Below are 23,987 nucleotides of genomic sequence, written 5' to 3' on the forward strand. Positions count from 1 at the left end.
GAATTCTCTGTTTGCCTTAGTTTTCGTACTCCTCAGTGCTCGAACCAGGGCTGCCCGCGTCCCAGGGTCATGTGCAGACCCTTGAACTGGGAATATTCGTCAAAGCCGAAGCGGCCGAGCTCGCGGCCGGTGCCGCTTTTCTTGTAGCCGCCGATCGGCAGCTCGGGAGTGCCGTCGATCACGGAATTGATCCAGCATCGCCCGGCGCGCAGCTTGCGCGTAGTCTGGATGGCGTTTTCGAGATCGCGCGACCAAACGCTTGCCGAGAGGCCAAAGGGCGTACCATTAGCGAGAGCCACAGCTTCCTCGGGTGTGTCGAACCCAATGGTAGCCAGCACCGGCCCGAAGATTTCCTCCTGGGCGATGCGCATGTCGGGGCGCACCTTGTCGAAGACCGTGGGTGCAAAGAAATTGCCGTTCTCGGCATCGACCGGGTCGCCACCCAGCAGCAGTTCGGCGCCTTCCTCAAGGCCAACCGCAACATAGCTTGCGACCTTTTCGAGGTGCTGCTGAGATACCATGGCGCCAAAGCGCGTTCCCGCGCCAAGCGGATCGCCGAATGGGAGCTTGCGTGACAGTTCGAGGAGCCGCTCGAGCAACGCCGGCCGGATCGCGTTCTCGACGATTAGCCGGCTCCCCGAAATGCAGCACTGGCCGGCATTGTGATAAACGCCATAGGCAATGCCATCGGCGGCGGCTTCAAGATCGGCATCGGCGAAAACGACCTGCGGACCCTTGCCGCCCAGTTCGAGGCCGACGCGCTTGACTCCCGCTGCGGCAATGCCGGCAAGCTGGGTGCCGACCCGGACCGAGCCGGTAAAAGCCAACACATCTACGCGTGGATCTTCGGCGAGGATCTGGCCCACGGCCGGGCCATATCCGGTGATAACGTTAAGGACGCCCGCAGGCAGCCCAGCCTCAAGCGCCAGTTCTGCCAGGCGGATGGTGGTACCCGAGGTGAATTCGCTCGGCTTGACCACGACCGTGCAGCCGGCTCCCAAAGCCCATGGCACGCGCTCAGAGACGATGATGAAGGGGAAATTCCATGGCGTGATGATGCCGACTACGCCGGCCGGTTCGCGCAGCACTAGGCCAAGGCGGTTTTCGCCGATGGCATTGTGGGTCGAGCCTTCGAGACCACGCGACTGGCCAGCGGCGTAATTCCACAGGTCGGCGCAGTAGCCGATTTCGCCCTTGGCCTGATCCAGGGGTTTGCCGGTTTCGAGGCATTCGATCAGGCCGAGTTCGTCGACATTCTCGAGAATTTTAGCGGCGACAGCATGCAGGATGGTCGAGCGTTCGGCGCCACTCATGCGAGGCCAGGGACCGTGGTCGAAAGCTTTGCGAGCAGCGGCGATGGCGAGGCCCGCATCGGCCGTGGTGCCTGCGGGCCATTCGCCGATGACCTTGCCGCGATGGCCTGGGCTTTCGCGGGTAACGGTTTCGCCCGACTGCGCATCGACCGACTTGCCGTCGATAAACATGCGATAGGCGCGTTTACTCGCCAGCCGCGGATCACTAAGGTTCGGAGCGATGAAATTATCTTGAAAACGGGACATAATGACCATTGCAATGGCAGGCAAAAGCCCACCCTCCTCGAGACTATGTTAGGCACGTTGACCGCGCCCTGCGTGGAATTGTATGGTAGCGTATGGTGCATTGATGATCCCGTCAATGACCTGGACGGGATGTAGTATGGTTTTGGAAATGCAGACGGCCGCGCGCGGGGAAAGCGCTGCGGCATTGATCGAAAAGGATCTACGGCGCGCCATAATTGAGTTGGAGCTGACGCCCGGATCACGCCTCAGCGAGCAGGACATCGCGACCCGCCTCGGGGTGTCGCGCCAGCCGGTGCGCGAGGCGCTGATCCGCCTTGCCAATTCGCGGCTCATTGAAATCCGGCCGCATCGGGGAACCGTTGTGGCGCGAATCTCCGCAAAGGAGATGACCGAGGCGCTGTTCGTTCGGCAATCGGTGGAAATCGCAGTGGTGGGCAAGGCCGCCCAGAGTTTCGACGCCTGGCAACGCAAGCGCATCGATAGTCTCCTGCTCAAGCAGGAGGAAGCTTCAAGTGATCTTGATCATGCCACCTTCCGCGAACACGACGAAGCCTTCCACATTGCCATCGCCATTGGCGCGGGCGTGGGCATCGCCTGGATCGCTATAGCCGACATGAAGGCGCTTATGGATAGGGTGTGCAACATGACGCTGCAGCGCGCGGCCGACATGCAGCGCCGAGTGCGCGAGCACAGAGCCATCGTGGATGCCATCGACGCTCATGATGTAACAGGTGCGCAGAACGCCATGGCCCTGCATCTGGGCAGTATTCTCGACGACCTGCCCGAGCTCGAGACGCGGCATGCCAGCCTTTTCACCTAGCGTATCCAACGCCGGAACCGCATAATGACAGAAGCCGCCCACAATCCGAGCCATGTCGGCGTCCGATAGTCACGTTCAAGGGTTAAAGGCCGCCATAGGTGCAGAGCGCCAGCCCGTGGACTTCGCACAGTATCCCCGCATCGAAATCCGTCCGTCGAATAGCTCCGTTTGCCAGCGCCTGAACGTGGCTTGCGCCCTCTCTCGGGCATCCCTGTCAGTTTCTACGTGCCTGAAACCGGGCACGGCATGAACGTAACCGTTACCTTTCGCATCGACTGAACCTGAAAGTCGCTAGCATCGGACGTGCGCTCGCGAGCAATAGTCGGTTCAGGTGAGTCCGCCCTGCGAGCGAGGCTTTCGCTTGTCGGGGTCGATCATGGCGTCAATGTCGGTACTGCTGGTCTGGAACACGGGAAGGCACTCGAAAGCGTCTTCCGCAAAACCTCGAGCCTTTGCTCGCAGGTCGGACCGCTGGAAGACAAGCGCGGTCGCACGGCTGCCGGAAGGCGCCGAGGCAATAGGTCCGTGTTTGGTCTGGGTCGTGTTCATGCGTGAACAATTAGAGAGCATCTTAATCGGTGTCACGCGGCAAGCAGCTGTAGTTAATGAACCCCAGGGCACTTGAAATACAACGCGGTCAAGAACCTCATGAGAAAGGTCTGTGGCGGTAGGGAATGCTTGGCTTCCGTCGATCAATGGTTCTTTGGTGTGCCGTCAACGCAACCCGTAGCTATGCCAGCCTGCGAATCTTCCGATGCAGGTAGTTTTCGTCGAAGCCGGCAATCTGGAGCAGCTTTGCGGGATCGACGATGTTTAGACTGCCGCGTTTCAGGGTCATGGCGCCGCTCAGCCGCAGCATCTTGAGAATGCGGTTCACATGGACCGCGGTCATTCCAAGGGAATCCGCCAGGAGGAGTTGGGTTAGCGGCAGTTGGAGCTCCGGCTCGAATTCAAGACCGACGTTGCGGGCCCGGAGGTAAAGCTCGCACATCAGGTGGGCGACACGTTCGACGCTGGTGCGGCGCCCCATGCTGGTGATCCAGGACCGCATCGTGCCCTCGTCGACCAGCTGGGCGATATACATGGCCTTGGCGATGCTGCGGTGCTTGTCCATGATAGCGTCCATGTCGGTACGCTCCACGGTGGCGACCAATGCCGGCGTAATGACCTGGATACTATGATCCATCTCATCGAGAAGGCCGATGTTGAGGTCGCAACAGTCACCCGGCATCAGGTAAGCGAGAATCTGGCGGGTGCCGTTGGGCAGTATCTTGTACCGGCACGCCCATCCTTCGAGCATGATGAAGACCGGCCCCGGTCGGTCGCCCTCCCGGATCAGGTCTTCTCGAAGAACGTACTTCAGAGGGTTTGACGTCGCTTTGGCCAATGCCGCGACTTCGAGCGCGTTGAGATGGCAAAAGCCATGGAGCTTGTCGACGAAGCGATTTATCATCCGTCACCATGTCACGGTTCTTATTCGGATAACATTGTTGAATGTTAATGTCGGAAGTTGATCCAGGTGGTAGTTCGAAACTTGTAGTCGGCGTACAAGGCTGCATCGTCGGCCAATCATCAGGCTCCGGCGGCTGAGGGACTCGTGCCCTCGCCTGCAGGAGTGACCGATATGACAAGCGAGATCTCGAACGACAATGTAGTGCTGCCCCCGCGTGAACCGGATGCCCACGGCCAGGCCGCGATGCTGCTGGTAGAGAGCCTGATTCACGGCCTCATCGAGCGGAAGGTCCTCAGTGTTGCCGACGCGGTCGAAATCGTTGACGTAGCGACCGAAGTCAAAAGCGATACCGGTCCAGAAATGGGTGATTCACCGGAAAATCTTCAAAAGTCGATTACCATGCTGCAGGCCATCAGTGCCAGTTTAAGGCCGGATATACCGAAACCAAGGTAAGCATTGGTTCTGAAAGATTATTTTTCGATACATGATCCAGGTTGCACAAGTGTCGTGACCGGTCAGGTACGGTGTTGCCATGACAGAGCACACCGAGATCACTCGCCGAGCTAAAGCCGTCGAACCGCGCTCCGTCGAACCCACTGTAGGCCAGGTGCGTGGTACCAAGCGGTTGCTAGCCCTATTGCTCGAGGATGAACCCTTGATTGCAATGGATGTCGAGATGACCCTCGAACGGGCGGGCTTTGACGTAATCAATCTGATGTCGCGCGAAGAGGCTACCACCTGGTTGGACCTACACTTTCCGGATGTTGTCATCGTTGACGTCGATCTGCGCGATGGACGTTGCACCGATGTAGTGTCTCGTCTGTTTCGGGCAAATATCCCCTTTGTCGTCCACTCTGGCCAAGAGCAGCACAAGTTCGCGGACAGTCCGTTTGCAAGTGGGACTTGGGTGGGCAAACCTTCGATTGCGGACGATCTGGCCAATGTGGTGAAGAATGCTGCCAATGGCTTCTCGCGACCAGTCTCCAACTATGTTTGGCCACCCTGACGGGTCAAATCCGGCATCACCTGCGAGCAATTGACAATTGATTGTAACGCGTCATACATAAGTATGAGGCGTTCCTTCTGTTGTATGATATTTACATACTACAATATAAACTGAGCTTATACAAAAGTTCCATCAATTATAAGTGCTTCTATATTAGTCGTTATGCTTGGACTATTGTGGTGAGGAAGCGTTTATACGTCGTACTTCCAACAGCGCCGCGGAAAACAAAATGCAAAATTCGATGTCTCGCCGTCGCCTCCTGAAATGGTCGGGAGCCACAGCCACCGTCATGGTCGCAGGCAGCCTCCTTCCCAATTTCGGCATCACAGCCGCCCTTGCCGCCGATCTCGGAGAGGGCGATGTCGGTGTCCTGAACTACGCTTACGCTCTCGAGCAGCTTGAGGCCGCGTTCTACACGCAGGTCATCGAGACGCCATATGCAGATATCACCGAGGAAGAGACCGCACTCCTCACCGACATCCGCGACCATGAGGTCGAACATCGCGACTTCCTGAAGAAGGCACTTGCCGAGGGCGCCATCCCGGCGCTCGAGGTAGACTTCTCCGCCGTAGACTTCACCGATCGTGCCAGCGTGCTAGGCACCGCCATGGTGTTCGAGGACCTCGGTGTGTCCGCCTACAATGGCGCTGGCAAGCTGATCGAAGACGTTGCCTATCTGGCGGAAGCCGGTCGCATCGTTTCGGTAGAGGCCCGGCATGCCGCAGCTATCCGTGACCTGCTGAACCCCAACAGTGTCTCGTTTGCAGGCGACGATGTCGTCGACGAGAACGGCCTGGATGTCGTGAACGAACCGGCTACGGTCCTCAAGGCCGCCGATCCGTTCATCAAGACCGAAGTCACCGCAATGTCGCTGGTTTGAGGAGCAACACCATGACCATCCAAACCAACAACCTGATCGCCGGTATCGACCCCGAAATCAAGGACATCCTGGTTTCCAACCGCCGTGAATTCTTCCGGGGCTCCGCTGCCAAGCTGGGCTTGATGGCATCGGCACCCGTTCTGCTTGCCATGACGGCGCAGAACGCCTTCGGCCAAGAGCTGCCCCAGGACATCGTCGATGTTCTGTTGTTCGCCTTAACCCTGGAGCATATCGAGGACGCATTCTATCGCTCGGGCCTCGAGGCTCCGGGTCTAATCCCCGAAGAATATGTCGGGATCTTCAACCAGATCGGCAAGCATGAGGCTGCCCACGTCGCGTTCCTGACCACCGCTCTCGGCAGTGCTGCGATCGAACGTCCCGAGCTCGACCTGACGGCCGGCGGCAAGTATGCCGATGCACTCACGAACTTCGATACCTATCTGACCCTGAGCCAGACGTTCGAGGATCTCGGTGTGGCGGCCTACAAGGGCCAGGCCGGTGTCCTAGCGCCGAACGACGACATCCTGACGGCTGCCCTGCAGATCCATTCGGTCGAGGCCCGCCACGCGGCCATCGTCCGCAAGATCGGCGGTAAGAAGCCCTGGGATGGTGCGTTCGACGAGCCCATGACCAAAGAAGAAGTGCTGGCCGCAGCCGGTCCGTTCTTGGCTTAGGCAAACCTGTATTACAGCGAGGTTCACTCGCGCCCAACAGGATATCGACCTTCCTGCAACCTCGGTCCGCTCGCAGGAGCGGACTGTTTTTGTCCGGTTTACTGGCCCCGCAGAGGCGCAAGACGCCCACAATTACAAGGAGTTGAAATATGCACGCACCTGGAATTTGGGGGATTCTCATCGTTGCTGTGGTCGTCATTCTGCTGTTCGGTCGCGGTAAGATTTCCGGTCTAATGGGTGAAGCCGCTTCCGGAATTAAGGCGTTTCAGAAAGGCATGAAAGACGACGAGCCGGTGGAACGCGTTCCTGTTGATGGGGAAATCGCTCGCCGGGCCGACGAGAATGGCGCTTGAGACTTGACGCCGCACTGGCCCGGGGCGGCGTTCTTGTCACTGCATCCCGTGCGAGGGCGGCCTTCTGTGGCCAGGGATCGTTCGTCCGGTCCTGACGTTGGTTCAGGGAACGGAGCAGGCGATGAAAAAGATTACAGTACTGGTTGTCGAAGACGAGGCACCGTTGCGGATGGCGACCGTGGACGACCTGACCGACATGGGTCTTGACGTCATGGAAGCATCGAACGCTTGGGAAGCCATCGAGATACTTAAAGCCGGTTCGAGATTCGAATGCCTTTCACCGATGTCGATATGCCGGGTGATGTAGACGGGCTGGAACTCGCCGCCTTGGTCAAGTCGGCATGGCCGCCGATCGATATCATCGTGACGTCGGGCCATCGAGACGCCCGTCCCGAAAAGTTGCCGCCTGACGGCCTGTACGTCGGGAAGCCGTACTCTCCGGCGGTAGTGGCAGAGTTGATCCGCAAGCTGCACGCCGATGCGGCATCCTGACGAGCTGCCATATTGCCAGAAGCTACAAATGACCAGCAAGGCCCGTCAGGATTAAACGGCACAGAGATCGGGGTACTTACCCAATTTCCCTGATTATTCAGAACCAGCGCCTTAACGCAGCAGGATTAGACAGCAACCTGGGTCTTGAAACAGGCTATCGACCCACGAATCTTTGGAATCGACCCAACTCGAATTTGGCCCGACATTCCAATAGGCTTTTGGTGCACCCGACAGAATTCGAATCTGTGACCTCTGCCTTCGGAGGGCAGCGCTCTATCCAGCTGAGCTACGGGTGCATCCGTGAGAAGGGCCAAAGGCCCTGCTGAATTCGCGCAACCTAGCCAAAGCTTCGGTGTGGCGCAACAAGCAATACGGCGGTCACTAGTAGCAAAAGCATGGCATCTACGGCAGCGATCCGTTTTGTATTGGAAACTGCATGCCGCACGTGTCTGAATTCAGGTGCCAGCACAACGCCGTCGGCGGTAAGGGAGCGGCGATGAACTCAGAGGACGACCGCGATGGCTGCCCGGCTTCTATGCAACGCAAGCGTTCACAGAGCATTTGAGGGGTGGCGCTCCGATGGCTTTGGTTCCAAACTATCCTTGGAAAATGCCGATCCTATCCACCTCATCAAATTCGTCCTGATCCCTGCCGCCAAGTGCTCGCTAGTGGCTAATCGTTCGCATGCTCATCGTGCCGGGGATGTCCATAACTTTCAGCTACACAATGACCGTCCCCTCCCACAGATTGTCGTAAAAATGCGAGCCGAGGCGGACGAGTTTGGTGGTTACCCTCCCTAGAATGGATGCCGGAGTTCCTGGCCTGAACGAAATTCTCGGCGGCGGTTTCGTCGAAGGGGCGTCCTATATTATCCAGGGGCAACCGGGGGCGGGCAAGACCATCCTGGCCAACCAGATTGCCTTCATCAACATGGTGGGCGGTCGCAAGGTCCTCTACGTCACCTTGCTGGCGGAGACTCATGATCGGCTGTTTCAGTCGTTGGGCACCCTCGATTTCTTTGATCGCGCAAGATTGGGCAATGGCATCGCCTATATCAGTGTCTTTCAGACCCTGCGCGACGAGGGCCTGTCGGCAGTGGTGTCGCTGTTGCGACATGAGACCAAACGCCAGGGTGCTACCCTGCTCGTTTTCGACGGACTGTTGAACGCGCGCGACCGAGCGGACACCGACATCGACGTCAAGACCTTCGTTGCCGAGGTGCAAAGCCAGGCCGCTTTCGTCGGATGCACGGTGCTTTTTCTTACCAGCGCCAGGTTGGGGGATGACAGCCCCGAGCACACGATGGTGGACGGCGTCATCGAGCTGAACGACGAGCTGGTTGGCGTCAGGTCGGTTCGTCGTTGCAGGGTGCGGAAATCGCGGGGAAGTTCCGCTTTGAGTGGTTTCCACCAGTACGAGATTGGCCCTCGTGGCCTTACGATCTATCCGAGGCTGGAAGCGCTGCTGGCTAACCCCTCCGTCCCCGACGAGATGCAGAATTATCGTTTGACCAGTGGCGTCGAAGGACTGGACCAGTTGCTCAATGGAGGTTTGCCAGCGGGTTCGGTCACCCTACTCTTTGGACCGTCTGGTAGCGGAAAAACCTCGCTGGGCATCGACTTCCTGTCCGCTTCCAGCAGCGACGAACCCGGCATGCATTTCGGCTTTTACGAAACGCCGGACCGTCTGCTTCTTAAAGCTGACGCGCTGGGCCTCAATCTCCGAGACTTGCACGCCGCGGGCGATGTCCACATTTTCTGGAGCCCGCTGACCGAAAATCTCATAGACAAACTCGCGGCAGAGCTCCTCCACAATGTGCGCCGACTGGGTATCAAGCGCCTGTTCGTCGACGCCCTGGCCGGGTTCGAGCGCGCGTCAACCTACAAGCCCAGAATGGTCGAGTTTTTCGCCGCGCTCACCAATGAGCTCAGGGCAATCGGGGTAACAACCATTGCTACCTGGGAAATGAAGGACTTTTCCGGCCCTAGCGTCTCAGCACCCGGCTCCGAAATCTCAAGCATTCTCGACAACCTGATCATGCTGCGACAAGTCGAACTTGATTCTCGCCTAGAGCGAATATTGGCAGTCCTCAAAGTCAGGGACGGTCATTTTGATCCACGGCTATATGAAGTGGACTTTGGGAACCACGGGCTGAAAATCACGTTGCCTCTACGGCCCGTTGATGGCGCAACAACAGGCATTGCCAGTTCCCAGGAGCCATGATTTTCGTGACTCAGTTCCGTGACAGCGCGCAATGGCAATCATAGTCATTGCTGAGGATGAATTTCTCCTAGCCGACATGCTTGCCTCGATCCTTGAGGAAGCTGGGCATGAAGTTCGATCCGCGCCACACGGTGCCGGCGCCCTCAAACTTACCCGCACTCACAAGCCCGATTTGGTCATAACTGACTATATGATGCCGCTGATGACGGGCTTGGAGCTGGCACAAGCGATACGGGCAGATGCCGATCTCGCCAACATTCCAGTCCTGCTAGTCAGTGGGGCGCAGGGTAATATTGGCAGGGACAATCCAGAATACTTCTCGGCGGTCTTGGACAAACCCTACACTCAGGCCATGATGATCAGGGCTGTCGACGAACTGCTGAGCCACAGCGGCAGTTCTTGAACATCATTGCTCTTGGGAAGACGTCTCGGTGAGATTGCCCCGGTCGGTCGTCATAACGAAGTGGACGCCGCTCTCCAGATATTCAATCGACGCGACCCCCAGAATGCTGGCCGCTAGTGCTTGCTCTATCATCTTCGACCCGAATCCCCTCCGCATCGGCTGCTTTACCGCAGGCCCGCCAGTTTCAGTCCACGTCAGCTCGAATGTTTCGCCGTGAACGTGCCAAGCGACCGAAACCGTGCCACTTTCGTTGGACAGGGCACCGTACTTGACCTCATTGGTCGCCAACTCGTGTAGAGCCAGGACGAAGGCCGTGGCGGCGCGAGCCGAGACGATGACCTCATCGCCACTCGTCCGAATTCTGGCTCCATTGCCGGTATCGAACGGCCAGATCGCTGCTGCCACAATTTCACTGAGCCGCGCGGCCTCCCAACCCCGATTCGTGAGGACGTCGTGGGCCCCGGCCAGCGCGTGCAGCCGTTGCGCGATAACCTCGGCGACCGCAGGTGGCACGTCCTCGCCCCTCAGCGATTGCGTGACAATGGACTGAACTGTGGCGAGCGTATTTTTTACGCGATGGTTCAGTTCCTTGGTCAACAAGTCCCGGTGCGTCTCGGCTTCTTTGCGGTCCGAGATATCCTGGGACAGGCCTGCCATCGATATCGGTTTGCCATCGGCGTCAAAGCGGGTCTGGGCGCGCACTTCCATCCAGCGCAACTGTCCTGCTGGCGTCACGATGCGAAATTCGAGGTCAAAATCACCGCTACCCTGCAAAGCGTCAGCGAACTTTTGTTCCCACCGTTCGGCGTCATCCTCGTGAACAGAGGAACGCAAATCCTGATAGGTAAATCTGTCAGTTGAACTGCGCCCAAAGTTCACTTTGAAAAGCGACGAGGCGAGGAGGCGCTTGTTGCCGATGTTCAGTGTCCATGCCCCCAGACGCCCGGCCGCCAGCGTAAACTTTAGTCGGTCTTCGCTGGCCATAAGGTCGCCAACGCGGCGTGAAATCTCCTCTTCGAGCCCATCACCATCGGCCGACAGCCGTCCCAGACGCTCCCGTTCAGGGGTTATGTCAAATTGGGACGCAAAAAAGTACGTCAGTTCGCCGTTGTCGAAAACTGGGGATATAAGCAGGCGGTTCCAGAAGGTTGTGCCGTCCTTGCGATAGTTCAGCAGATCCAGCTCGATAGCTTCGCGCTTCCGAACAGCCTCATGGATGCGAGCCACATCATCAGTGTTTGTCCCTGGCCCTTGGAGAAATCTACAATTGCGACCGAGTGTCTCCGACCTGGAGTAGCCAGTCAGGTGCCCAAACGCATCGTTGACGAACACAATGGGATTGTCCGGCTGCGTTGGATCGGTGATCAGCATTGGCATCCGGGTCGCTCTAACGGCTGCCAAAAACGGGTCCGTTCCACCTGACTGACGGTGCAGTTCGAGCTCGATACGTTCTTCTTCGACTTGGTCCGCCATGGCTCGCAATGCTGATGAACTGCCTGCAACAATTGCGGGGCGCCGGTCAACGGAACGCCTTACACGTAATGGAGTTCCTGATCGACTATTATAGCGTGAGTGGTCGCAGGCGCAGATCCAATATCAAGGGCACCGCCGGAAACTGTAGTATCGGTCCCCAAATCGCACGACTTCAACGGAGTCCAACGTTTCTTAAATCGGAGCCGAAATGCCCAAAGCGGCCAGTCTGATCTGGCCCTACCCCGCCCTTCCATAGAATCAGACTGAGGGACTGGCGATAACGGAGGCGGATTGGGATCGAGACCTTGGTGCAGGCGGGCAGCGGTCACCGACGTGTTCGGTCCTATGTCAGCGACGAACAGTTCGGATTGCAGCGACGTGAGCTTATGAGAGCCGCCCGGAGGGGGCCAGATGCCTTCCTTGCTCGCCTGACCGCGCGCTTTGACGCGGTCTTCTTTCGAATGATACGGCCAGATATGGACCATGCGCAGCGGCGCGCCTTCAAGCGAGCCCATGATGGTCAGCACGGGCGACATCTCGTTGCGGCGGTCCATCACCTTGCTCCAGGCTTCGGCCGTTTCAGGCAGGCCGCCCGGAGCTATTGTGTAGGTGCGGAACTCGTAGAACGGACCGTAACTTCCGGGCACGACCGGCTTAGCAAAAAACAGCGGCGAAAATGCCCGGCTGTCGACGCCGCCCAGATAGGGCGCGATGCCATAGGGGTCTTCCGAGTTAGATACCGTTCAGCGTCACGGCAATACCTAGGCCCATGGATGCGACCCAGTAGCGCGCGGGGCGGGGTGACCTTGCGCAACGCCAGCACCGTGATCGAGGCGCTTGCTGCTGAAAGTGGAGCCTTGTCTGCGCAACGCCGCGTGAGACATGATCCAGCCTGGGCGTAAAGCGTAGAACGCAGCAGTGGATAGTCTGCCTGAGAGATGGACCACGCGGTAGTGCTCCGGCATTATGCGGGGTCACGGTATATTCCTCCGCGGAAGCCGTCAGGCGGGAACGCGCCCCGTTCAGAGGTTCATGCCCACTTCGCCGGTGCCCGAAACCTGACGCTGGCCGCGAACGGTCCTAACGACCACGGCATCAAACGTCGCCGCGGCGGTGCCTCCTTCCACACCTTCGCTCAGGCTTTTCGTTGCAATCTTCATATTGCCTCGCCACCGATCAATCGCCGGCGCGTTCCCACTCTACCAATCGTGATGGAGAGGAACTTTGGCCGACTACGAACTTCTCTACTGGTCTGCCCCCTTTCGCGGACAGTTTATCCGCGCCGTGCTGGCCTTTGCTGGAAAAACATGGACGGAGGGCGGTGACACGAAGATCGCGCGGCTGATGGAGGGCCCAGTGAAGGATATGCCCGTGCCCTTCATGGGGCCGCCTGTCCTGATCGACCACATGGCCAGCGTCGCCCTTGCCGAAATGCCCGCCATCATCCTCTATCTGGGTGAAACACTAGACCTGATGCCGGACACGCCTGAGCTACGCGCGATGACGATCAAGATCGTCAATGACGCTAACGATGTTATCGACGAAATCACGCTCAATGGCGGTGATCACATGTGGACCGAAAAGCGCTGGCAGGAGTTCATGCCCCGTCTCGCAAAGTGGATGAGCATCTGGGAGGATACTGGCCGACGCAATGGGCTGGACAAGGACGCGGGCCACATCCTAGGCGGCCGGGCGCCAGGCATTGCCGACGTGATCACCGCTACGCTGTGGACCACGATGACCGAGCGGTTCAGCAAAATCCGCGATCTGTTCGAGGAAACCGCGCCAATGACGGCGGCGCTGTGTCAGCGCGTCTCCGCGCTACCGCCCCTCATCAAGCTGGCCGAAACGGCAAGGAAAGACTATGGACAGGCCTATGCTGGCGGGCAGATCGGCGCCTCCATGGCCAAGATACTCAACGACTAGCAAATGGAGCTCTGAGCGTACATGACGGCAACGGAGCGAAATGCAAGCCCAATGCTGGTGTCGATTATGGCGGCAGAAGCCGCAGGCCCAACGTGCCCCAATCCGGACGTTGCACGCCGGCAGTCGATCACCGAAAGCAGACGCGAACTGATCAGGATTCCGGATCGAACATGATCTCGCGCACCTCTTGCGCGCACTGGCAGGCGGCGGCGATCCGCGCCGCCCAAATAAGAGCGTCGTCGCGCGAAGGCACCTCGATGATAGAGAACCCTCCCAAAACGGCCTTTGTCTCATGCACAGGCCCAACTGTGACGGCTCCGTCAGTCGCAACGATTGTTGATTGCTGTTGCTGAATCCCGCAGCCGAAGATCCAGACCCCGGCCGCCTCGGCCTCGCGAACGACCCTGTGTGAAGCCTCTCCAACCATCGGCCAATCTTCATCGGGAATGTGGTCCATCGAGCCATCATCGAACGAAATTAGGTACCTAGGCATGTCCTCTCCACTCAGAGGACGGCTTTCGCCAGGAGCGCGTCACTGGGTCACGAACGGGTACGGATATGCCGCCAACGCGATACGCTGAAACGCTATGGACGGAACGGCGTTTCAGAATGGCTGGCCCCCGCGTCCAAGGAATGCTCCGCACGATGACTTCCTTTAGCAAACTGATTTGGTCCGACGAGTTCGACCGCCCCGCAGGCACCTTACCCGACCAATCAAAATGGATCCATGAGATCGGCGGTCACGGGTGGGGCAATGCCGAGTTGCAAACCTACACTACCGATGCCGCAAATGCCTGCCACGATGGTGAGGGCAACTTGGTCATCAAAGCGCACAGGTTGGGCGATGGCTTCACGTCCGCCCGGCTGATTTCGAAGGGTCTGTTTGACGTCACCTATGGGCGACTTGAATGTCGTGCTTTGCTTCCAGGAGGTGCCGGTCTGTGGTCGGCATTCTGGTCACTAGGCGCCAACATCGACGTTCGTCCCTGGCCCATGTGCGGGGAGATCGATGTCATGGAGAACCTTGGCAGTGAGCCCAGGCGGGTATTCGGGACGATTCATTGCCCAGGACACGCCGGCAGGGATAGCATTGGCGGCGAAGTCCTCGTGCCGAGCAGTCTGCATGAGAATTTTCACGTCTATGCCGTCGAGTGGTCGCCAGACGGGATCGCCTGGAGCCTGGACGGCGCCGTGTATCATGTCGTCACCAAAGGCCAGATTGGCTCAGCATGGGTGTTCGATCACTCGTTCTACCTACTGATAAATTTGGCTGTCGGTGGTTGGCTAGGGGGCCAGGTCCACGCCGAGAAACGGTTCCCCGCTGAGTTTTTAGTTGACCATGTCCGAGTATTTTCGTGACGTCATACCGGCATTTGATCCGGACGAGATGATCGCGAATAGGGTATAAACGTCCATTCCCCGCGAGCCGCCGCCAATCCTCACCGTGGCACGGTCCTGCGATACCTCGGCCCATCGCATCGGCGTCAGGTCCAACACCACCCCGTCGCAAAGCGCCCGGCCGACCCAGTCGTGCCCGCCTGCCCTCACCGAGACGGGCAGTCCAGCTTCCCTCGCAATTGTCAGTCCAGCCTGCACATCGTTCGAAGTCGCGCAGTGCACCACGATCTGAGGGGTTTTGGATGTGTGAGCCCATATGTTGATGGTAGTGGCAAAGTCGCCCCGAGCCTGGCCAAGAAACACGAAGATTGGGGTAAGAATGGGCGGCACGTTCCAGGACCGAATTCATGAGAGCCTCCGCAATGGCTAAAATATTGCGTCAGCGTGGATCAGGCCGCTCCGTGTGGCAACCGAGAACTTGCGGTGCATGGCCACCGCGCCGGATTCTTCGGGTCACTACACGAATGCCTACGGTATCGGACAATAGTGATATACACCGCGGGGATATGCCGGGAGCCGCGTTCCAATTCGCATATTATGCAATCCAAATGTAGTCGCTTTCCCTGCTAGAGACGGCAGGTCTGCGCCCCATTTCGGCCGTTCAACAAATCTTCGAGTAGTCCTAGAAGCGGACAATGCCGCCCGACTGCGATTGGAGGATGTGCTGGGTTTCGGCAAGGCCACGTGGTCGGCTGCGCATTGGTCAGTGCTAGTGCAGCGGCAGCACCGCAGCCCGGCCAATCTCGGTCAGCTTGTATACGCCTCTGCTCTCGCGTTGGAACCAGCCATACACATTGTTTCGTAGAATGGCAGGCGCCCTGGCGACCAGCACTTTAAGCTGCTTTGGGCTTTGTGGACCGGGCAGCAGCGAGGTGGCGCACACTATGCAATCTTGCCTGTAGGCAGTCATGATCGGCTTGCCGCGCCCCCGCCTACCTGCGGGTCACCCACTCTCCGCCTATGCTCATCAAGAAGCCGAGACCGCCTTTTCGCGTCACGGCGTGGTGTGGCTGCAAAGGGCGCTAGGATAACAGTCACTTCTCCAGCGTCCGAGACTGAAATCACTCCGAACCCAAGCCGACGACACAAATTCCGAAAACGGGCATCATGCTCACGCCCCCTCCCAGTCTTTGATGCTCGTGCCGCAAGCCAGACCTCATCACAGAACGATGCCCGCTTCACCCCTTGCATGACCAATTCTAGATTAAAGGCGAGCTTCATTTCGCAGACGAGGATGAGCGGCGGATCGCCGTCTCTGATGCCAACCAGGTCGCAATCGTTGACCTCGCCTTTGACAGAATAGCCTGCGCTTTCCATGTAAGCCTTCAAAGGAAGGTAGAGTTCAGTCTCTGCCATTTGGTCACTTTCATCGAGATGAACAGGAAACTCGATCTACCTGAGTGTGCAAATTTGCGTCGGACCAGGGGGGAAGTTTTGAGCTGTCGAAATCAGTGGAGGCAACGCGCCCCATTCCGACCACTCAAGGATCACCGAATATCTCTCGAAGCCGTCGTTGCTCTTGAGCTCGTCGGCCTGGCCCCGAGACGCCGGCCTTCGCCTGGACCACCTCTTGCTGAGCAAGAAACTGACGAAACGCCTAACCTGCTCCGGCGTCGATCGCGAGGTCCGTGGGGAAGGAGGAGCAAGCGACCATGCACCAACATGGGTTGAGCTCCGTGACTGACCGCCCACTGAGCAAAAACGATCAGCTTGTCGATGATTTCGGACGCGCCCTGGCCGCGCGGTGCCGAGTTAGCGGGCGAGGTACCCGCCGTCGATCACCAGGACTTCGCCGGTGACGTAGCGCGAGGCATCGGAGCAGAGGTAGAGCGCGGCGGTGCCGATATCCTGCGGGGTGCCGACCATGGGCAGCGGGGTCATGGAGCGCCAGATCGGACCCCATTCGGGATCGGATAGGCCACCAGAGGTCATGTCGGTGTCGATATAGCCGGGAGCGATGGCGTTGGCGCGAATGCCTTCGGCGGCATAATCGCTGGCGAGGCTCTTGGTCAGCATGTGCACGGCCGCCTTGGAGGCGTTGTAGGCCGCCTGTGGCTGCGGGATGTTGGAAATGAAGCCGGAGATGGAGCCGATATTGAGGATGACGCCGCTCTTTTGCAGGCGCATCGGCACCAATGCGGCCTGGCAGGCGCGGAACACGGAGTCGACGTTGATGTTCATCAGGCTCCGGTAGTTTGCGGCGGTGAAGCTGTGGGTCTCGCCATGCTGCGCGACGCCGGCATTATTGACGAGGATATCTAGCCGGCCAGTGAGAGCCGTGGCGTCGGCGACCAGTTTGGCCGGGGCCGCCTCGTCTTCAATATCGGCTTGCAGGTAATCGATTTTTAGGCCGCTGGCGCGCAACTCGTCGATCACCTCGGGCTTGGGCACGCGCGACGACATGACGACATGCGCGCCCGCCTCTCCTAAAGCACGCACGATACCGAGGCCGATGCCGCGGGTGGCGCCCGTCACCAGGGCTACCTTGCCATCTATCCTAAACAGATCCAGGATCATTTCTATCTCCCTATTTTTGTTGTTCGGCACGTCAATCGAGGCCGAGGATGAAGTCGGCGCAACGGTCGCCGAGCATCATGGCCGGCGCGGTGGTATTGCCTGCATTGATATTGGGCACGGCGGACAGGTCGGATACGCGCAGGTTATCGACGCCGCGCACGCGCAGTCTTGCATCGAGCACCGCCATGGGATCGCCGTCGGCACCCATGCGCGCTGTGCTGGCCGGGTGGTAGTTAGTCTTGACGAAGCGGCGGCAGTGTTCGGCCATGGCCTCGTCGCTGAGGTCGGGACCGGGCGGCGCGATGATCTTGTCGATACGCTTGCCCAAGGGGCCGCTCAGGAGCACATCGCGGAAGAAACGCTGGCCCTCGACCATAATCTTCATGTCCTCGGGATGCTTGAGCAGATGAGGCGAGACCGTCGGCATTGCCATGGGATCGGCGGAGCGCAGCGCGACATAGCCGCGCGATTTGGGCTTGACCAGAACCGTGGTGATAGTGACGCCATAAGTGTCGTCAAAAACCTTGAGCAGGTCGCGGTCGAGATAGACGATGGGGACGCAGAAGGCCTGGATCGAGGGCGGCGCCTCGCGATCGATGGGGTTGATGAAGGCGCCGGCCTCAAAGCCCGTCGACAGGATGGGCCCATTGCCGAACAGCTTAAAATTGAGGCCGTTCTTGAGCATGCGCCAGCCTACGCCCTGGCGGAAATAACCATAAGGGCCGTTGGCGACCGAGATGACGGGCACTTCGGGATGGTCGATCAGGTTCTGGCCGACGCCGGGGAGATCGACGATGGTGCCGATGCCGTGCTGCTTGAGGTGGTCGGCGGGACCGAGGCCGGACAGCATCAGGATTTTGGGGGTGACGAGGGCGCCGGAGCTGAGCACGATATCGCCGCTGGCGTAGACTGTGTGTTCCGTACCGGAAGCATCGCGGTGGGTGACGCCGACGGCGCGGCCGTTTTCGATGTTGATGCGGGTGACGGTGGCTTGCAGCCGCACGGTGAGGCGCTTATCGTCCTTGAGTGGCTCGACATAGGCATAGGCGGCGCTGGAGCGTTTGCCGTTGCGGTTCATAAACTGGTAGAAGCCGACGCCGCGCTGGGTGGGGCCGTTGAAATCTGCGGTGAAGGGCTCGCCCTTCTGCTGCACGCTCTGGACGAACCAGCGCGAGACGTCGTCGACATGGCCGGGATCGGACACCAGCAATGGGCCGTCATTGCCGTGCAGGTCGTTGCTGAGGCGGTTATTGCCCTCGATGCGGCGGAAGTGCTTTAGCACACTCGACCAGTCCCAGCGGGCGCCATCGTTGTTGCCGCGTAGCGTGTCGTCCCACTCGTCATAGTCGGAGGGGCGGCCACGCATGTAGACCTGGGCATTGACGGACGTACCGCCGCCGAGCACGTGGGCCTGCGGGATATCGTGCACCCGGTCGTGCAAATGATCCTGCGGCACGGTCTGGTGGTACTTCATGTACTTGGAGCCGTTGATCATCTTGAAGATGCCGGGCGGCATATCGAGCAGCGGATGGTGATGGGAATAGCCGGCTTCAAGCAGCAGGACGCGCCGGCCGCCATCCGTCACCAGCCGCGCGGCGGCGACGCAACCGGATGCGCCACCGCCAATGACGATGTGATCGTACTCCTCGCGCACATTCCCCTCCCTGGCGTGCCGAACTCTGTCGGCTACCATAGACATAATCGTGGGCGGATGTTTGCTCGATCTGCTGGCTCAACGGTTGCTCGAAGCTAGATTGTTGTCCTGAACCAGGCACAAGCATTGACGGCATCGCTAGTGTGGCGTCACAACTACGCCACGACTATCGAGCTTAGGGGCTCAGATGGGTCGCAAGCTGCCGGCCGAAATGCGCCCCATATCTGCCGTTGAGGTCGGGATTTCAATTTCCCAAAACCTGCCGTTACACTTTGCCCACCGCAATGTTGAAAACGGGGTGGAAAGCCGTCAGTCCGCTTTTTGGCAAACGATAGCAGAAGCTGCCGTCATCGAACCCAGAACAGCACTCACGCCGACGCTGAACCAAATTGAGGACGCCATGCATCTAGCTTGGGCGTCGGGCATTGTTCGGGCCACAAGGATAGCCAATGCCCGAATGGTCGCCGGATCCGTACATCATCGCCTTGACTGGCACTGGCGTTCTCATCGCGCTCGTCGCTTGGCTGCCGCTGGCCCTGCGTCGATTGCCGATATCACTTCCAATCGTCTGCATCGCGATTGGCGCGCTGCTGTTTGGAACCTCATATCCTGGCTTCAATCCGTCTCCAGGCGTCCACCCCTATATTACGGAGCGACTGACGGAATTCGTGGTGATCATCGCCTTGATGGGAGCAGGACTTAAGATCGACCGCGTGTTCTCCTTTAAGCACTGGGCAATGGCTTGGCGGCTGCTGCTCATCACTATGCCGCTCAGCATTCTGGCCATAATGGGCGTCGCGACATGGGTGCTGGGCACTGGTGCAGTAGCTTCGCTCCTGCTTGCTACGAGCCTGGCGCCCACCGACCCGGTCCTCGCAGCAGATGTTCAGGTGGCAGGACCCAAGGAGGGCGGTGAAGACACGGTGCGCTTCGCCCTGACCTCCGAGGCGGGGCTTAACGATGGCTTTGCATTCCCGTTCGTGCATCTCGCCATCGCCTTGAGCCTAACTGCATCAACTGGCGACCACTGGTTCACCAATTGGCTGACCTTCAATGTCCTTTGGGAAATCATCGCTGGCGTCGGTTGCGGTTGGCTGATCGGGCGCCTGTTTGGATGGCTCACCTTCAAGGTACCGGGAGACACTTTGGCCAAGACCGGCGACGGCCTTATTGCCATCGCGGCGACTTTCGTCTCTTACGGCGTATCCGAACTCATGCACTGCTATGGCTTTTTCGCGGTGTTCGTCACCGCGTTGACGCTGCGCAGTACCCATCGCGACCATGAATTCCAACGTGACATGCATGACATCACCGAGCAAGTCGAGCGCATCGCCATGATGGTGCTGCTTCTCGCGTTCGGAGGCTCCTTGATCACTGGGTTGCCAGCGCCCATCGGGTGGGCCGAAGTCCTCGCCGCGATCCTGATCCTGTTTGTGGTGCGGCCAGTCACCGGGTTGATCGGCCTGATCGGCGCGCGGGCGACGCGCAGCGAGAAGATCACCATTGCCTTTTTTGGCATCCGCGGTGTGGGCTCGTTCTACTATCTTGCCTATGGTCTCAACCACGGAGAGTTCGCCGATGCCGACCTGTTGTGGACCATCTTGTCATTGGTGGTGATAATGTCGGTCGTTCTGCATGGCCTCACTGTGACGCCAGTCATGCGCTGGCTGGACCGAAGCCAAGGCCGCGACCCCGATAGCGAGGTGCAGTCTGCAAAGGGGCTTGCGAGAACCCGAGACTGACTAAGCCGGACTTCTGGCCGCCTCTCACTGGATAGCCCGAGGCCGGGCAGTTCCATGGTGGGTAACCGCGAGCCTTGCTGTGGAATTGGCTAACGAATGGAGCAATTCCAGCGTGGAGGTCCTATCTTCAGGACGCATCGAGGCTGACGCGTTTCAAACAATCTGAGCCTTGGGCGAGGCTTGTCTTCATCACGGTCATGTAGCGATGTGGCAGCTCGGCGCTCGCGATCCGGCTCTTCGGCGAAGAAAATCCGGCCCACCATCATGAAATCCAATTCGGCGCGTGTAGATTGTTGTCAGCTAATGGCGTTGGGCGTGCGACCTTCCTCAACAAATACATCACCACACCGAATGTACAATTTGAACAATTCGTGGCTGGAGGTACACTTCCCGATAGACACCAGCACGGGGCAAAATGGAGCCAATTGCCCTCATTGTATAGTTATGTAAAAAGTGTACAGTTCAGACCAAACTCCAATTGCGGCGTCTTTGTTGGAGTCTTCTGCCGGAACTAGCTCGCGTACCCGCAAGCCGCCGGTTGTAGAGGGCCAAATATGGCTAACCTCTCACCTCCCGCCGACACCTCGAGCTTGGTGCTCGCCATCGTCATATCGTCGAACGCGCCGATCATACTACTCGACCGCGATATCAACGTTGTCGCAGCCAGTTCTTCTTTTTGCCTGGCATTTGATTTGGACTGCGAACACGCTGCGGGAAAACACCTTTCTGAGCTGGGTGCGGGCGAATGGTCTTTGCCGCAGCTGATTTCCGGACTGATGGCTGCCGGGTCAGGAAAGTCGACGATCAAGGATTACGCCATGACACTGAAGCGCGATGGCGTAGAGGATCGGCACCTCGTTATCGAAGCGTACCGGCTCGACTATGGGAAGGACGAAGATGTCCGGATCATGCTGTCAGTCGTCGATGCCACCGACACCAAGCGCGCCGAACGAATCAAAGACGACCTTTTGCATGACAAGGCTGTGCTGCTCCAAGAGCTGCAACACCGAGTCGCGAACAGCCTGCAGATCATCGCCAGCGTGCTTATGCAGAGCGCCATGTCGACGCACTCTGATGAGAAACGGGGCCACCTTAATGATGCTCATGATCGCGTCATGTCCGTTGCAAATCTGCAGCGTCATTTGGCTGTATCTCAAGTCGATGACGTCGAGTTACGGAGCTATTTCAACGATTTGTGCCGCAGCATCGGCGCTTCGATGATCCGGGAGCGCGACCTGATCTCGATAGGTGTAAGCTGTGACGACAGTACAACGACACCTGAACAGTCGGTCAGTCTTGGGCTGATTGTCACCGAACTGGTCATCAACGGGCTCAAACACGCATTTCCAGCTCGGCGCAAAGGCAAGATTGCCGTCGAGTATCATTCCTCAGCGCAGGAATGGACGTTGATCGTGCGGGACGATGGTATCGGCATGCCCAAGGCCGGCAAGTCCTCGGAAGCTGGCTTGGGCACGAGCATCGTCGAAGCCCTGGCGCGACAATTACGGGCCGACATTCAGGTCAGTAACACCCGCCCTGGCACGCAAGTATCAATCGAATACCGGGATGTTGGTGACGTCAAGCACAGACCGCGGCTCGCACTTGCGGCCGTTTAGCAATGAGGAACCCTCTGGATGTCTGATGCAAACTACATAGTCGTACGACGCAACGGGCAGTGGTCGTTCACGATCGATGGCGATTTCTACGGGCCATATCAGGGACAAGCGGGGGCAGAAGCGGCTGCGATTTCCGAGGCGAAGCATCGGGGACGAACAGGCGAAACCGCCAAGGTGTCTGTGGACGTTCCCGATGACGGCATGCCGGTGATTTTCGACACCGAGGACTGAAATCACGGCAGCCGGCGGTAAGCGGCGATGCAGGGGGACGGCGCACGATGAACGACAAGAACAACGAAACGAGTGAGGTCCAACAGCCGTATGAACTGTTTACGTTCGCGAGGAAGCATGGTCTTCCGCTCGATTCCGCTCGCGAGATTGTTGAGCGGTTTGGCGCAGATAGAGCGGGTGCCGATGCCGCGGCGACTCTCGCCAAGTCTCACATCCGCACTTAAGGCCATATCCGGCCCGCCCGCGCTGGTCTGGCACAGGCGGCTGCCAGTTTAATAGAGGGCTATTCCTGCCGCTCGATGTGCAGCCCGGCGCGCAATCGGATGATGGTCGAGCGAAGTTGATCCATCGAAAACGGCTTGGCCAGGAAATCCCGGCCCCGGTGTCGCCCGGGCAGGATATTGGACTTGTCCCCGCTAGAGAAGATGAAGGGTATGTCCCGATCGTCCAGCGCATCCGCAACAACGAAGTCTGGGCCCGAATGGGTGATTGAACAATCCACCAGTGCCAGTTGCGGTTTAAAACTGTCGATCGCACTTAGGGCTTCGGCGACAGTGGCTGCGGTGTGGAAAGACAGGCAGCCGAGTTCCTCGGCAAATTCCTCCACCATGATCGCGATCAGCACTTCATCTTCGACGATGAGGAGGCGGACATCAGAAAGCGGCTTGATGAGATCGACCATGTGATGCTCCCGTTGCGGAAGAGCGATCAAGGTTCTCTCAATTGGTTGCGCCCGTGGAACTGCTACCAACGAAGGCCAGTAGCGCCTCACCGAGGCCAGAAGCAACGTTTGATTCCACCCCCTGAACTTTCGGCTGCTAGCTACTGATCATCCACGAGGGTCGATGATAGCGGTCTTAGGGTGGACTCCAGTGTGGCCCCGGTAATCGGAACATCATCGATCCACATCTTGATCAGCGACCGTTCAGTCTCCGGGATATGCATGACGATCCAGTCGGACGCCATGGTCAGCTCCTGAAAATTCTGCTGCTGAAACTTGCCTTCGCCCTCTTCGTGCTCGCCGATCTTGGGCGTGCGGTAGGTGATGCGAATGGTCATGGACTTACGCCTTCCCGCATGAGGAGGGAGCCGATAGGACTGTTTCTACTGTCATGGGGCGGCCCCTCGAAAGGGCCTTGCGATCTGGGTACACATTGCACCCTCTGTCCAGAACCGTACGCTCAACTTGGTATGGATGATACAGTTATCGCGGCGGGGCGTTCACAACACACGGCGCGGCGGCCCGTGGTCGGAGCGCAATTTCAGGGTGACGAGTTCCGGGTCCACCGCTTCGATCAGTTCATCATAGCTGCGCTCGGTCTTGCCATAGGCGTTGCCGGCACGGTCCCGAAGACCATTGCGATCGAGAATTTCGACTCGACCCCGGGTGGACCTGATCAGCATCTCACCCTCCAGTTCGTGGAGCGATGTAGTGGACTGCCCCTAGCCCGGTAGACAGGCCCCGCCTATCCTTGGACTGCCCCTAGCCCGGTAGACAGGCCCCGCCTATCCTTGGAGCATAGGAGGCAGCTTGTGAGTACACAGAGATTTACGCCGGAATTTAAAG

The 23,987-nt window shown here is 58.7% G+C and carries 30 protein-coding genes, 1 tRNA gene and 1 pseudogene; 17 read left to right on the forward strand and 15 right to left on the reverse strand.

What is annotated here, in order from left to right; genetic code table 11:
* Nucleotides 1-32: 32 nt before the first annotated feature.
* Nucleotides 33-1,559 (reverse strand): aldehyde dehydrogenase family protein, encoded by a 1,527-nt coding sequence (locus tag ABIB57_RS26280; protein WP_354044386.1) that lies wholly within the window; start codon nt 1,557-1,559, stop codon nt 33-35.
* A gap of 136 nt (nt 1,560-1,695) precedes the next feature.
* Here ABIB57_RS26280 and ABIB57_RS26285 point away from each other — a divergent pair, with 136 nt between their 5' ends.
* The gene (locus ABIB57_RS26285) at nt 1,696-2,379 is read left to right on the forward strand and encodes a GntR family transcriptional regulator (RefSeq protein WP_354044387.1); all 684 of its coding nucleotides are present in this window, start codon (nt 1,696-1,698) and stop codon (nt 2,377-2,379) included.
* A gap of 730 nt (nt 2,380-3,109) precedes the next feature.
* Here ABIB57_RS26285 and ABIB57_RS26290 read toward each other — a convergent pair.
* The gene (locus tag ABIB57_RS26290) at nt 3,110-3,766 is read right to left on the reverse strand and encodes a Crp/Fnr family transcriptional regulator (protein ID WP_354044389.1); all 657 of its coding nucleotides are present in this window, start codon (nt 3,764-3,766) and stop codon (nt 3,110-3,112) included.
* A 237-nt stretch (nt 3,767-4,003) separates the two neighbouring features.
* On the opposite strand from ABIB57_RS26290, the gene ABIB57_RS26295 reads away from it, so the two are divergent.
* The 7 genes from ABIB57_RS26295 to ABIB57_RS26325 all read left to right on the forward strand — a co-directional run bounded on the left by ABIB57_RS26295 (nt 4,004) and on the right by ABIB57_RS26325 (nt 7,237).
* Complete coding sequence (locus ABIB57_RS26295; protein WP_354044390.1) at nt 4,004-4,285, forward strand: hypothetical protein; 282 nt, start codon at nt 4,004-4,006, stop codon at nt 4,283-4,285.
* 79 nt (nt 4,286-4,364) lie between these two features.
* Entirely contained in the window at nt 4,365-4,838 is a 474-nt protein-coding gene (locus ABIB57_RS26300) for a response regulator (RefSeq protein WP_354044391.1), read from the forward strand.
* A 229-nt stretch (nt 4,839-5,067) separates the two neighbouring features.
* A complete protein-coding gene (locus tag ABIB57_RS26305; RefSeq protein WP_354044392.1) occupies nt 5,068-5,718 on the forward strand; it encodes a ferritin-like domain-containing protein in 651 nt (216 codons plus the stop codon).
* 11 nt (nt 5,719-5,729) lie between these two features.
* Entirely contained in the window at nt 5,730-6,392 is a 663-nt protein-coding gene (locus tag ABIB57_RS26310) for a ferritin-like domain-containing protein (RefSeq protein WP_354044393.1), read from the forward strand.
* A gap of 149 nt (nt 6,393-6,541) precedes the next feature.
* Complete coding sequence (tatA, locus tag ABIB57_RS26315; protein WP_354044395.1) at nt 6,542-6,745, forward strand: twin-arginine translocase TatA/TatE family subunit; 204 nt, start codon at nt 6,542-6,544, stop codon at nt 6,743-6,745.
* Between the two features lie 121 nt (nt 6,746-6,866).
* Nucleotides 6,867-7,052 carry a hypothetical protein gene (locus ABIB57_RS26320; protein ID WP_354044396.1) on the forward strand — a complete coding sequence of 62 codons (186 nt, stop codon included), beginning with the start codon at nt 6,867-6,869 and terminating at the stop codon, nt 7,050-7,052.
* On the forward strand, nt 7,016-7,237 hold the full coding sequence (locus tag ABIB57_RS26325) for a response regulator (protein WP_354044397.1): 222 nt from the start codon (nt 7,016-7,018) through the stop codon (nt 7,235-7,237). Before ABIB57_RS26320 ends, ABIB57_RS26325 begins: the two co-directional genes overlap by 37 nt.
* 219 nt (nt 7,238-7,456) lie before the next feature.
* On the opposite strand, the gene ABIB57_RS26330 is transcribed toward ABIB57_RS26325, so the two are convergent.
* Nucleotides 7,457-7,533, reverse strand: a tRNA-Arg gene (locus ABIB57_RS26330).
* A 505-nt stretch (nt 7,534-8,038) separates the two neighbouring features.
* On the opposite strand from ABIB57_RS26330, the gene ABIB57_RS26335 reads away from it, so the two are divergent.
* Both ABIB57_RS26335 and ABIB57_RS26340 read left to right on the forward strand, forming a co-directional pair.
* Nucleotides 8,039-9,460, forward strand: a complete 1,422-nt coding sequence (locus tag ABIB57_RS26335; RefSeq protein WP_354044399.1) for an ATPase domain-containing protein — start codon at nt 8,039-8,041, stop codon at nt 9,458-9,460.
* Between the two features lie 31 nt (nt 9,461-9,491).
* Nucleotides 9,492-9,863, forward strand: a complete 372-nt coding sequence (locus ABIB57_RS26340; RefSeq protein WP_354044400.1) for a response regulator — start codon at nt 9,492-9,494, stop codon at nt 9,861-9,863.
* 3 nt (nt 9,864-9,866) lie between these two features.
* On the opposite strand, the gene ABIB57_RS26345 is transcribed toward ABIB57_RS26340, so the two are convergent.
* The 3 genes from ABIB57_RS26345 to ABIB57_RS26355 all read right to left on the reverse strand — a co-directional run bounded on the left by ABIB57_RS26345 (nt 9,867) and on the right by ABIB57_RS26355 (nt 12,496).
* Nucleotides 9,867-11,336, reverse strand: coding sequence for a PAS domain-containing protein (locus ABIB57_RS26345; RefSeq protein ID WP_354044401.1), 1,470 nt, complete (start codon nt 11,334-11,336; stop codon nt 9,867-9,869).
* Between the two features lie 59 nt (nt 11,337-11,395).
* Nucleotides 11,396-11,983 (reverse strand): NIPSNAP family protein, encoded by a 588-nt coding sequence (locus ABIB57_RS26350; RefSeq protein WP_354044403.1) that lies wholly within the window; start codon nt 11,981-11,983, stop codon nt 11,396-11,398.
* Between the two features lie 375 nt (nt 11,984-12,358).
* Nucleotides 12,359-12,496, reverse strand: coding sequence for a hypothetical protein (locus ABIB57_RS26355; protein WP_354044404.1), 138 nt, complete (start codon nt 12,494-12,496; stop codon nt 12,359-12,361).
* Nucleotides 12,497-12,560: 64 nt separating this feature from the next.
* Here ABIB57_RS26355 and gst point away from each other — a divergent pair, with 64 nt between their 5' ends.
* On the forward strand, nt 12,561-13,262 hold the full coding sequence (gene gst, locus ABIB57_RS26360; RefSeq protein ID WP_354044405.1) for a glutathione transferase, Atu5508 family: 702 nt from the start codon (nt 12,561-12,563) through the stop codon (nt 13,260-13,262).
* 151 nt (nt 13,263-13,413) lie between these two features.
* Here gst and ABIB57_RS26365 read toward each other — a convergent pair whose 3' ends face one another.
* Nucleotides 13,414-13,719 carry a YciI family protein gene (locus ABIB57_RS26365; protein ID WP_354044406.1) on the reverse strand — a complete coding sequence of 102 codons (306 nt, stop codon included), beginning with the start codon at nt 13,717-13,719 and terminating at the stop codon, nt 13,414-13,416.
* 188 nt (nt 13,720-13,907) lie between these two features.
* On the opposite strand from ABIB57_RS26365, the gene ABIB57_RS26370 reads away from it, so the two are divergent.
* Nucleotides 13,908-14,621: a glycoside hydrolase family 16 protein gene (locus ABIB57_RS26370; RefSeq protein WP_354044407.1), complete on the forward strand. Its 714-nt coding sequence runs from the start codon at nt 13,908-13,910 to the stop codon at nt 14,619-14,621.
* Here ABIB57_RS26370 and ABIB57_RS26375 read toward each other — a convergent pair.
* The 3 genes from ABIB57_RS26375 to ABIB57_RS26385 form a co-directional block, all read right to left on the reverse strand.
* Nucleotides 14,592-14,990 carry an FAD-binding oxidoreductase gene (locus ABIB57_RS26375; protein WP_354044408.1) on the reverse strand — a complete coding sequence of 133 codons (399 nt, stop codon included), beginning with the start codon at nt 14,988-14,990 and terminating at the stop codon, nt 14,592-14,594. The genes ABIB57_RS26370 and ABIB57_RS26375 overlap by 30 nt on opposite strands.
* Before the next feature lie 379 nt (nt 14,991-15,369).
* Nucleotides 15,370-15,570 carry a DUF2161 family putative PD-(D/E)XK-type phosphodiesterase gene (locus tag ABIB57_RS26380; RefSeq protein ID WP_354044409.1) on the reverse strand — a complete coding sequence of 67 codons (201 nt, stop codon included), beginning with the start codon at nt 15,568-15,570 and terminating at the stop codon, nt 15,370-15,372.
* A complete protein-coding gene (locus ABIB57_RS26385; protein WP_354044411.1) occupies nt 15,567-16,016 on the reverse strand; it encodes a DUF2161 family putative PD-(D/E)XK-type phosphodiesterase in 450 nt (149 codons plus the stop codon). Before ABIB57_RS26385 ends, ABIB57_RS26380 begins: the two co-directional genes overlap by 4 nt.
* Before the next feature lie 178 nt (nt 16,017-16,194).
* Between ABIB57_RS26385 and ABIB57_RS26390 the strand changes: the two are divergent.
* A pseudogene (locus ABIB57_RS26390) lies at nt 16,195-16,344 on the forward strand (exodeoxyribonuclease III); the annotation flags it as partial.
* Nucleotides 16,345-16,412: 68 nt separating this feature from the next.
* Here the strand turns inward: ABIB57_RS26390 and ABIB57_RS26395 are convergent.
* Complete coding sequence (locus ABIB57_RS26395; RefSeq protein ID WP_354044412.1) at nt 16,413-17,177, reverse strand: SDR family NAD(P)-dependent oxidoreductase; 765 nt, start codon at nt 17,175-17,177, stop codon at nt 16,413-16,415.
* A gap of 31 nt (nt 17,178-17,208) precedes the next feature.
* Nucleotides 17,209-18,831 carry a GMC family oxidoreductase gene (locus tag ABIB57_RS26400; protein ID WP_354044414.1) on the reverse strand — a complete coding sequence of 541 codons (1,623 nt, stop codon included), beginning with the start codon at nt 18,829-18,831 and terminating at the stop codon, nt 17,209-17,211.
* A 449-nt stretch (nt 18,832-19,280) separates the two neighbouring features.
* On the opposite strand from ABIB57_RS26400, the gene ABIB57_RS26405 reads away from it, so the two are divergent.
* The 4 genes from ABIB57_RS26405 (at nt 19,281) to ABIB57_RS26420 (ending at nt 22,644) form a co-directional block, all read left to right on the forward strand.
* Entirely contained in the window at nt 19,281-20,573 is a 1,293-nt protein-coding gene (locus ABIB57_RS26405; protein ID WP_354044415.1) for a cation:proton antiporter, read from the forward strand.
* A gap of 554 nt (nt 20,574-21,127) precedes the next feature.
* Nucleotides 21,128-22,189, forward strand: a complete 1,062-nt coding sequence (locus ABIB57_RS26410) for a sensor histidine kinase (RefSeq protein ID WP_354044417.1) — start codon at nt 21,128-21,130, stop codon at nt 22,187-22,189.
* A gap of 18 nt (nt 22,190-22,207) precedes the next feature.
* Nucleotides 22,208-22,420: a hypothetical protein gene (locus ABIB57_RS26415; protein WP_354044418.1), complete on the forward strand. Its 213-nt coding sequence runs from the start codon at nt 22,208-22,210 to the stop codon at nt 22,418-22,420.
* A 47-nt stretch (nt 22,421-22,467) separates the two neighbouring features.
* Complete coding sequence (locus tag ABIB57_RS26420; protein ID WP_354044419.1) at nt 22,468-22,644, forward strand: hypothetical protein; 177 nt, start codon at nt 22,468-22,470, stop codon at nt 22,642-22,644.
* A 59-nt stretch (nt 22,645-22,703) separates the two neighbouring features.
* Here the strand turns inward: ABIB57_RS26420 and ABIB57_RS26425 are convergent, their stop codons facing one another.
* The 3 genes from ABIB57_RS26425 to ABIB57_RS26435 form a co-directional block, all read right to left on the reverse strand.
* Entirely contained in the window at nt 22,704-23,102 is a 399-nt protein-coding gene (locus ABIB57_RS26425; protein ID WP_354044421.1) for a response regulator, read from the reverse strand.
* A gap of 140 nt (nt 23,103-23,242) precedes the next feature.
* Entirely contained in the window at nt 23,243-23,479 is a 237-nt protein-coding gene (locus ABIB57_RS26430; protein WP_354044423.1) for a hypothetical protein, read from the reverse strand.
* Between the two features lie 162 nt (nt 23,480-23,641).
* Nucleotides 23,642-23,824, reverse strand: a complete 183-nt coding sequence (locus ABIB57_RS26435) for a hypothetical protein (protein WP_354044424.1) — start codon at nt 23,822-23,824, stop codon at nt 23,642-23,644.
* Nucleotides 23,825-23,987 lie beyond the last annotated feature (163 nt).

This window comes from Devosia sp. UYZn731, assembly GCF_040546795.1.
GTDB lineage: Bacteria > Pseudomonadota > Alphaproteobacteria > Rhizobiales > Devosiaceae > Devosia.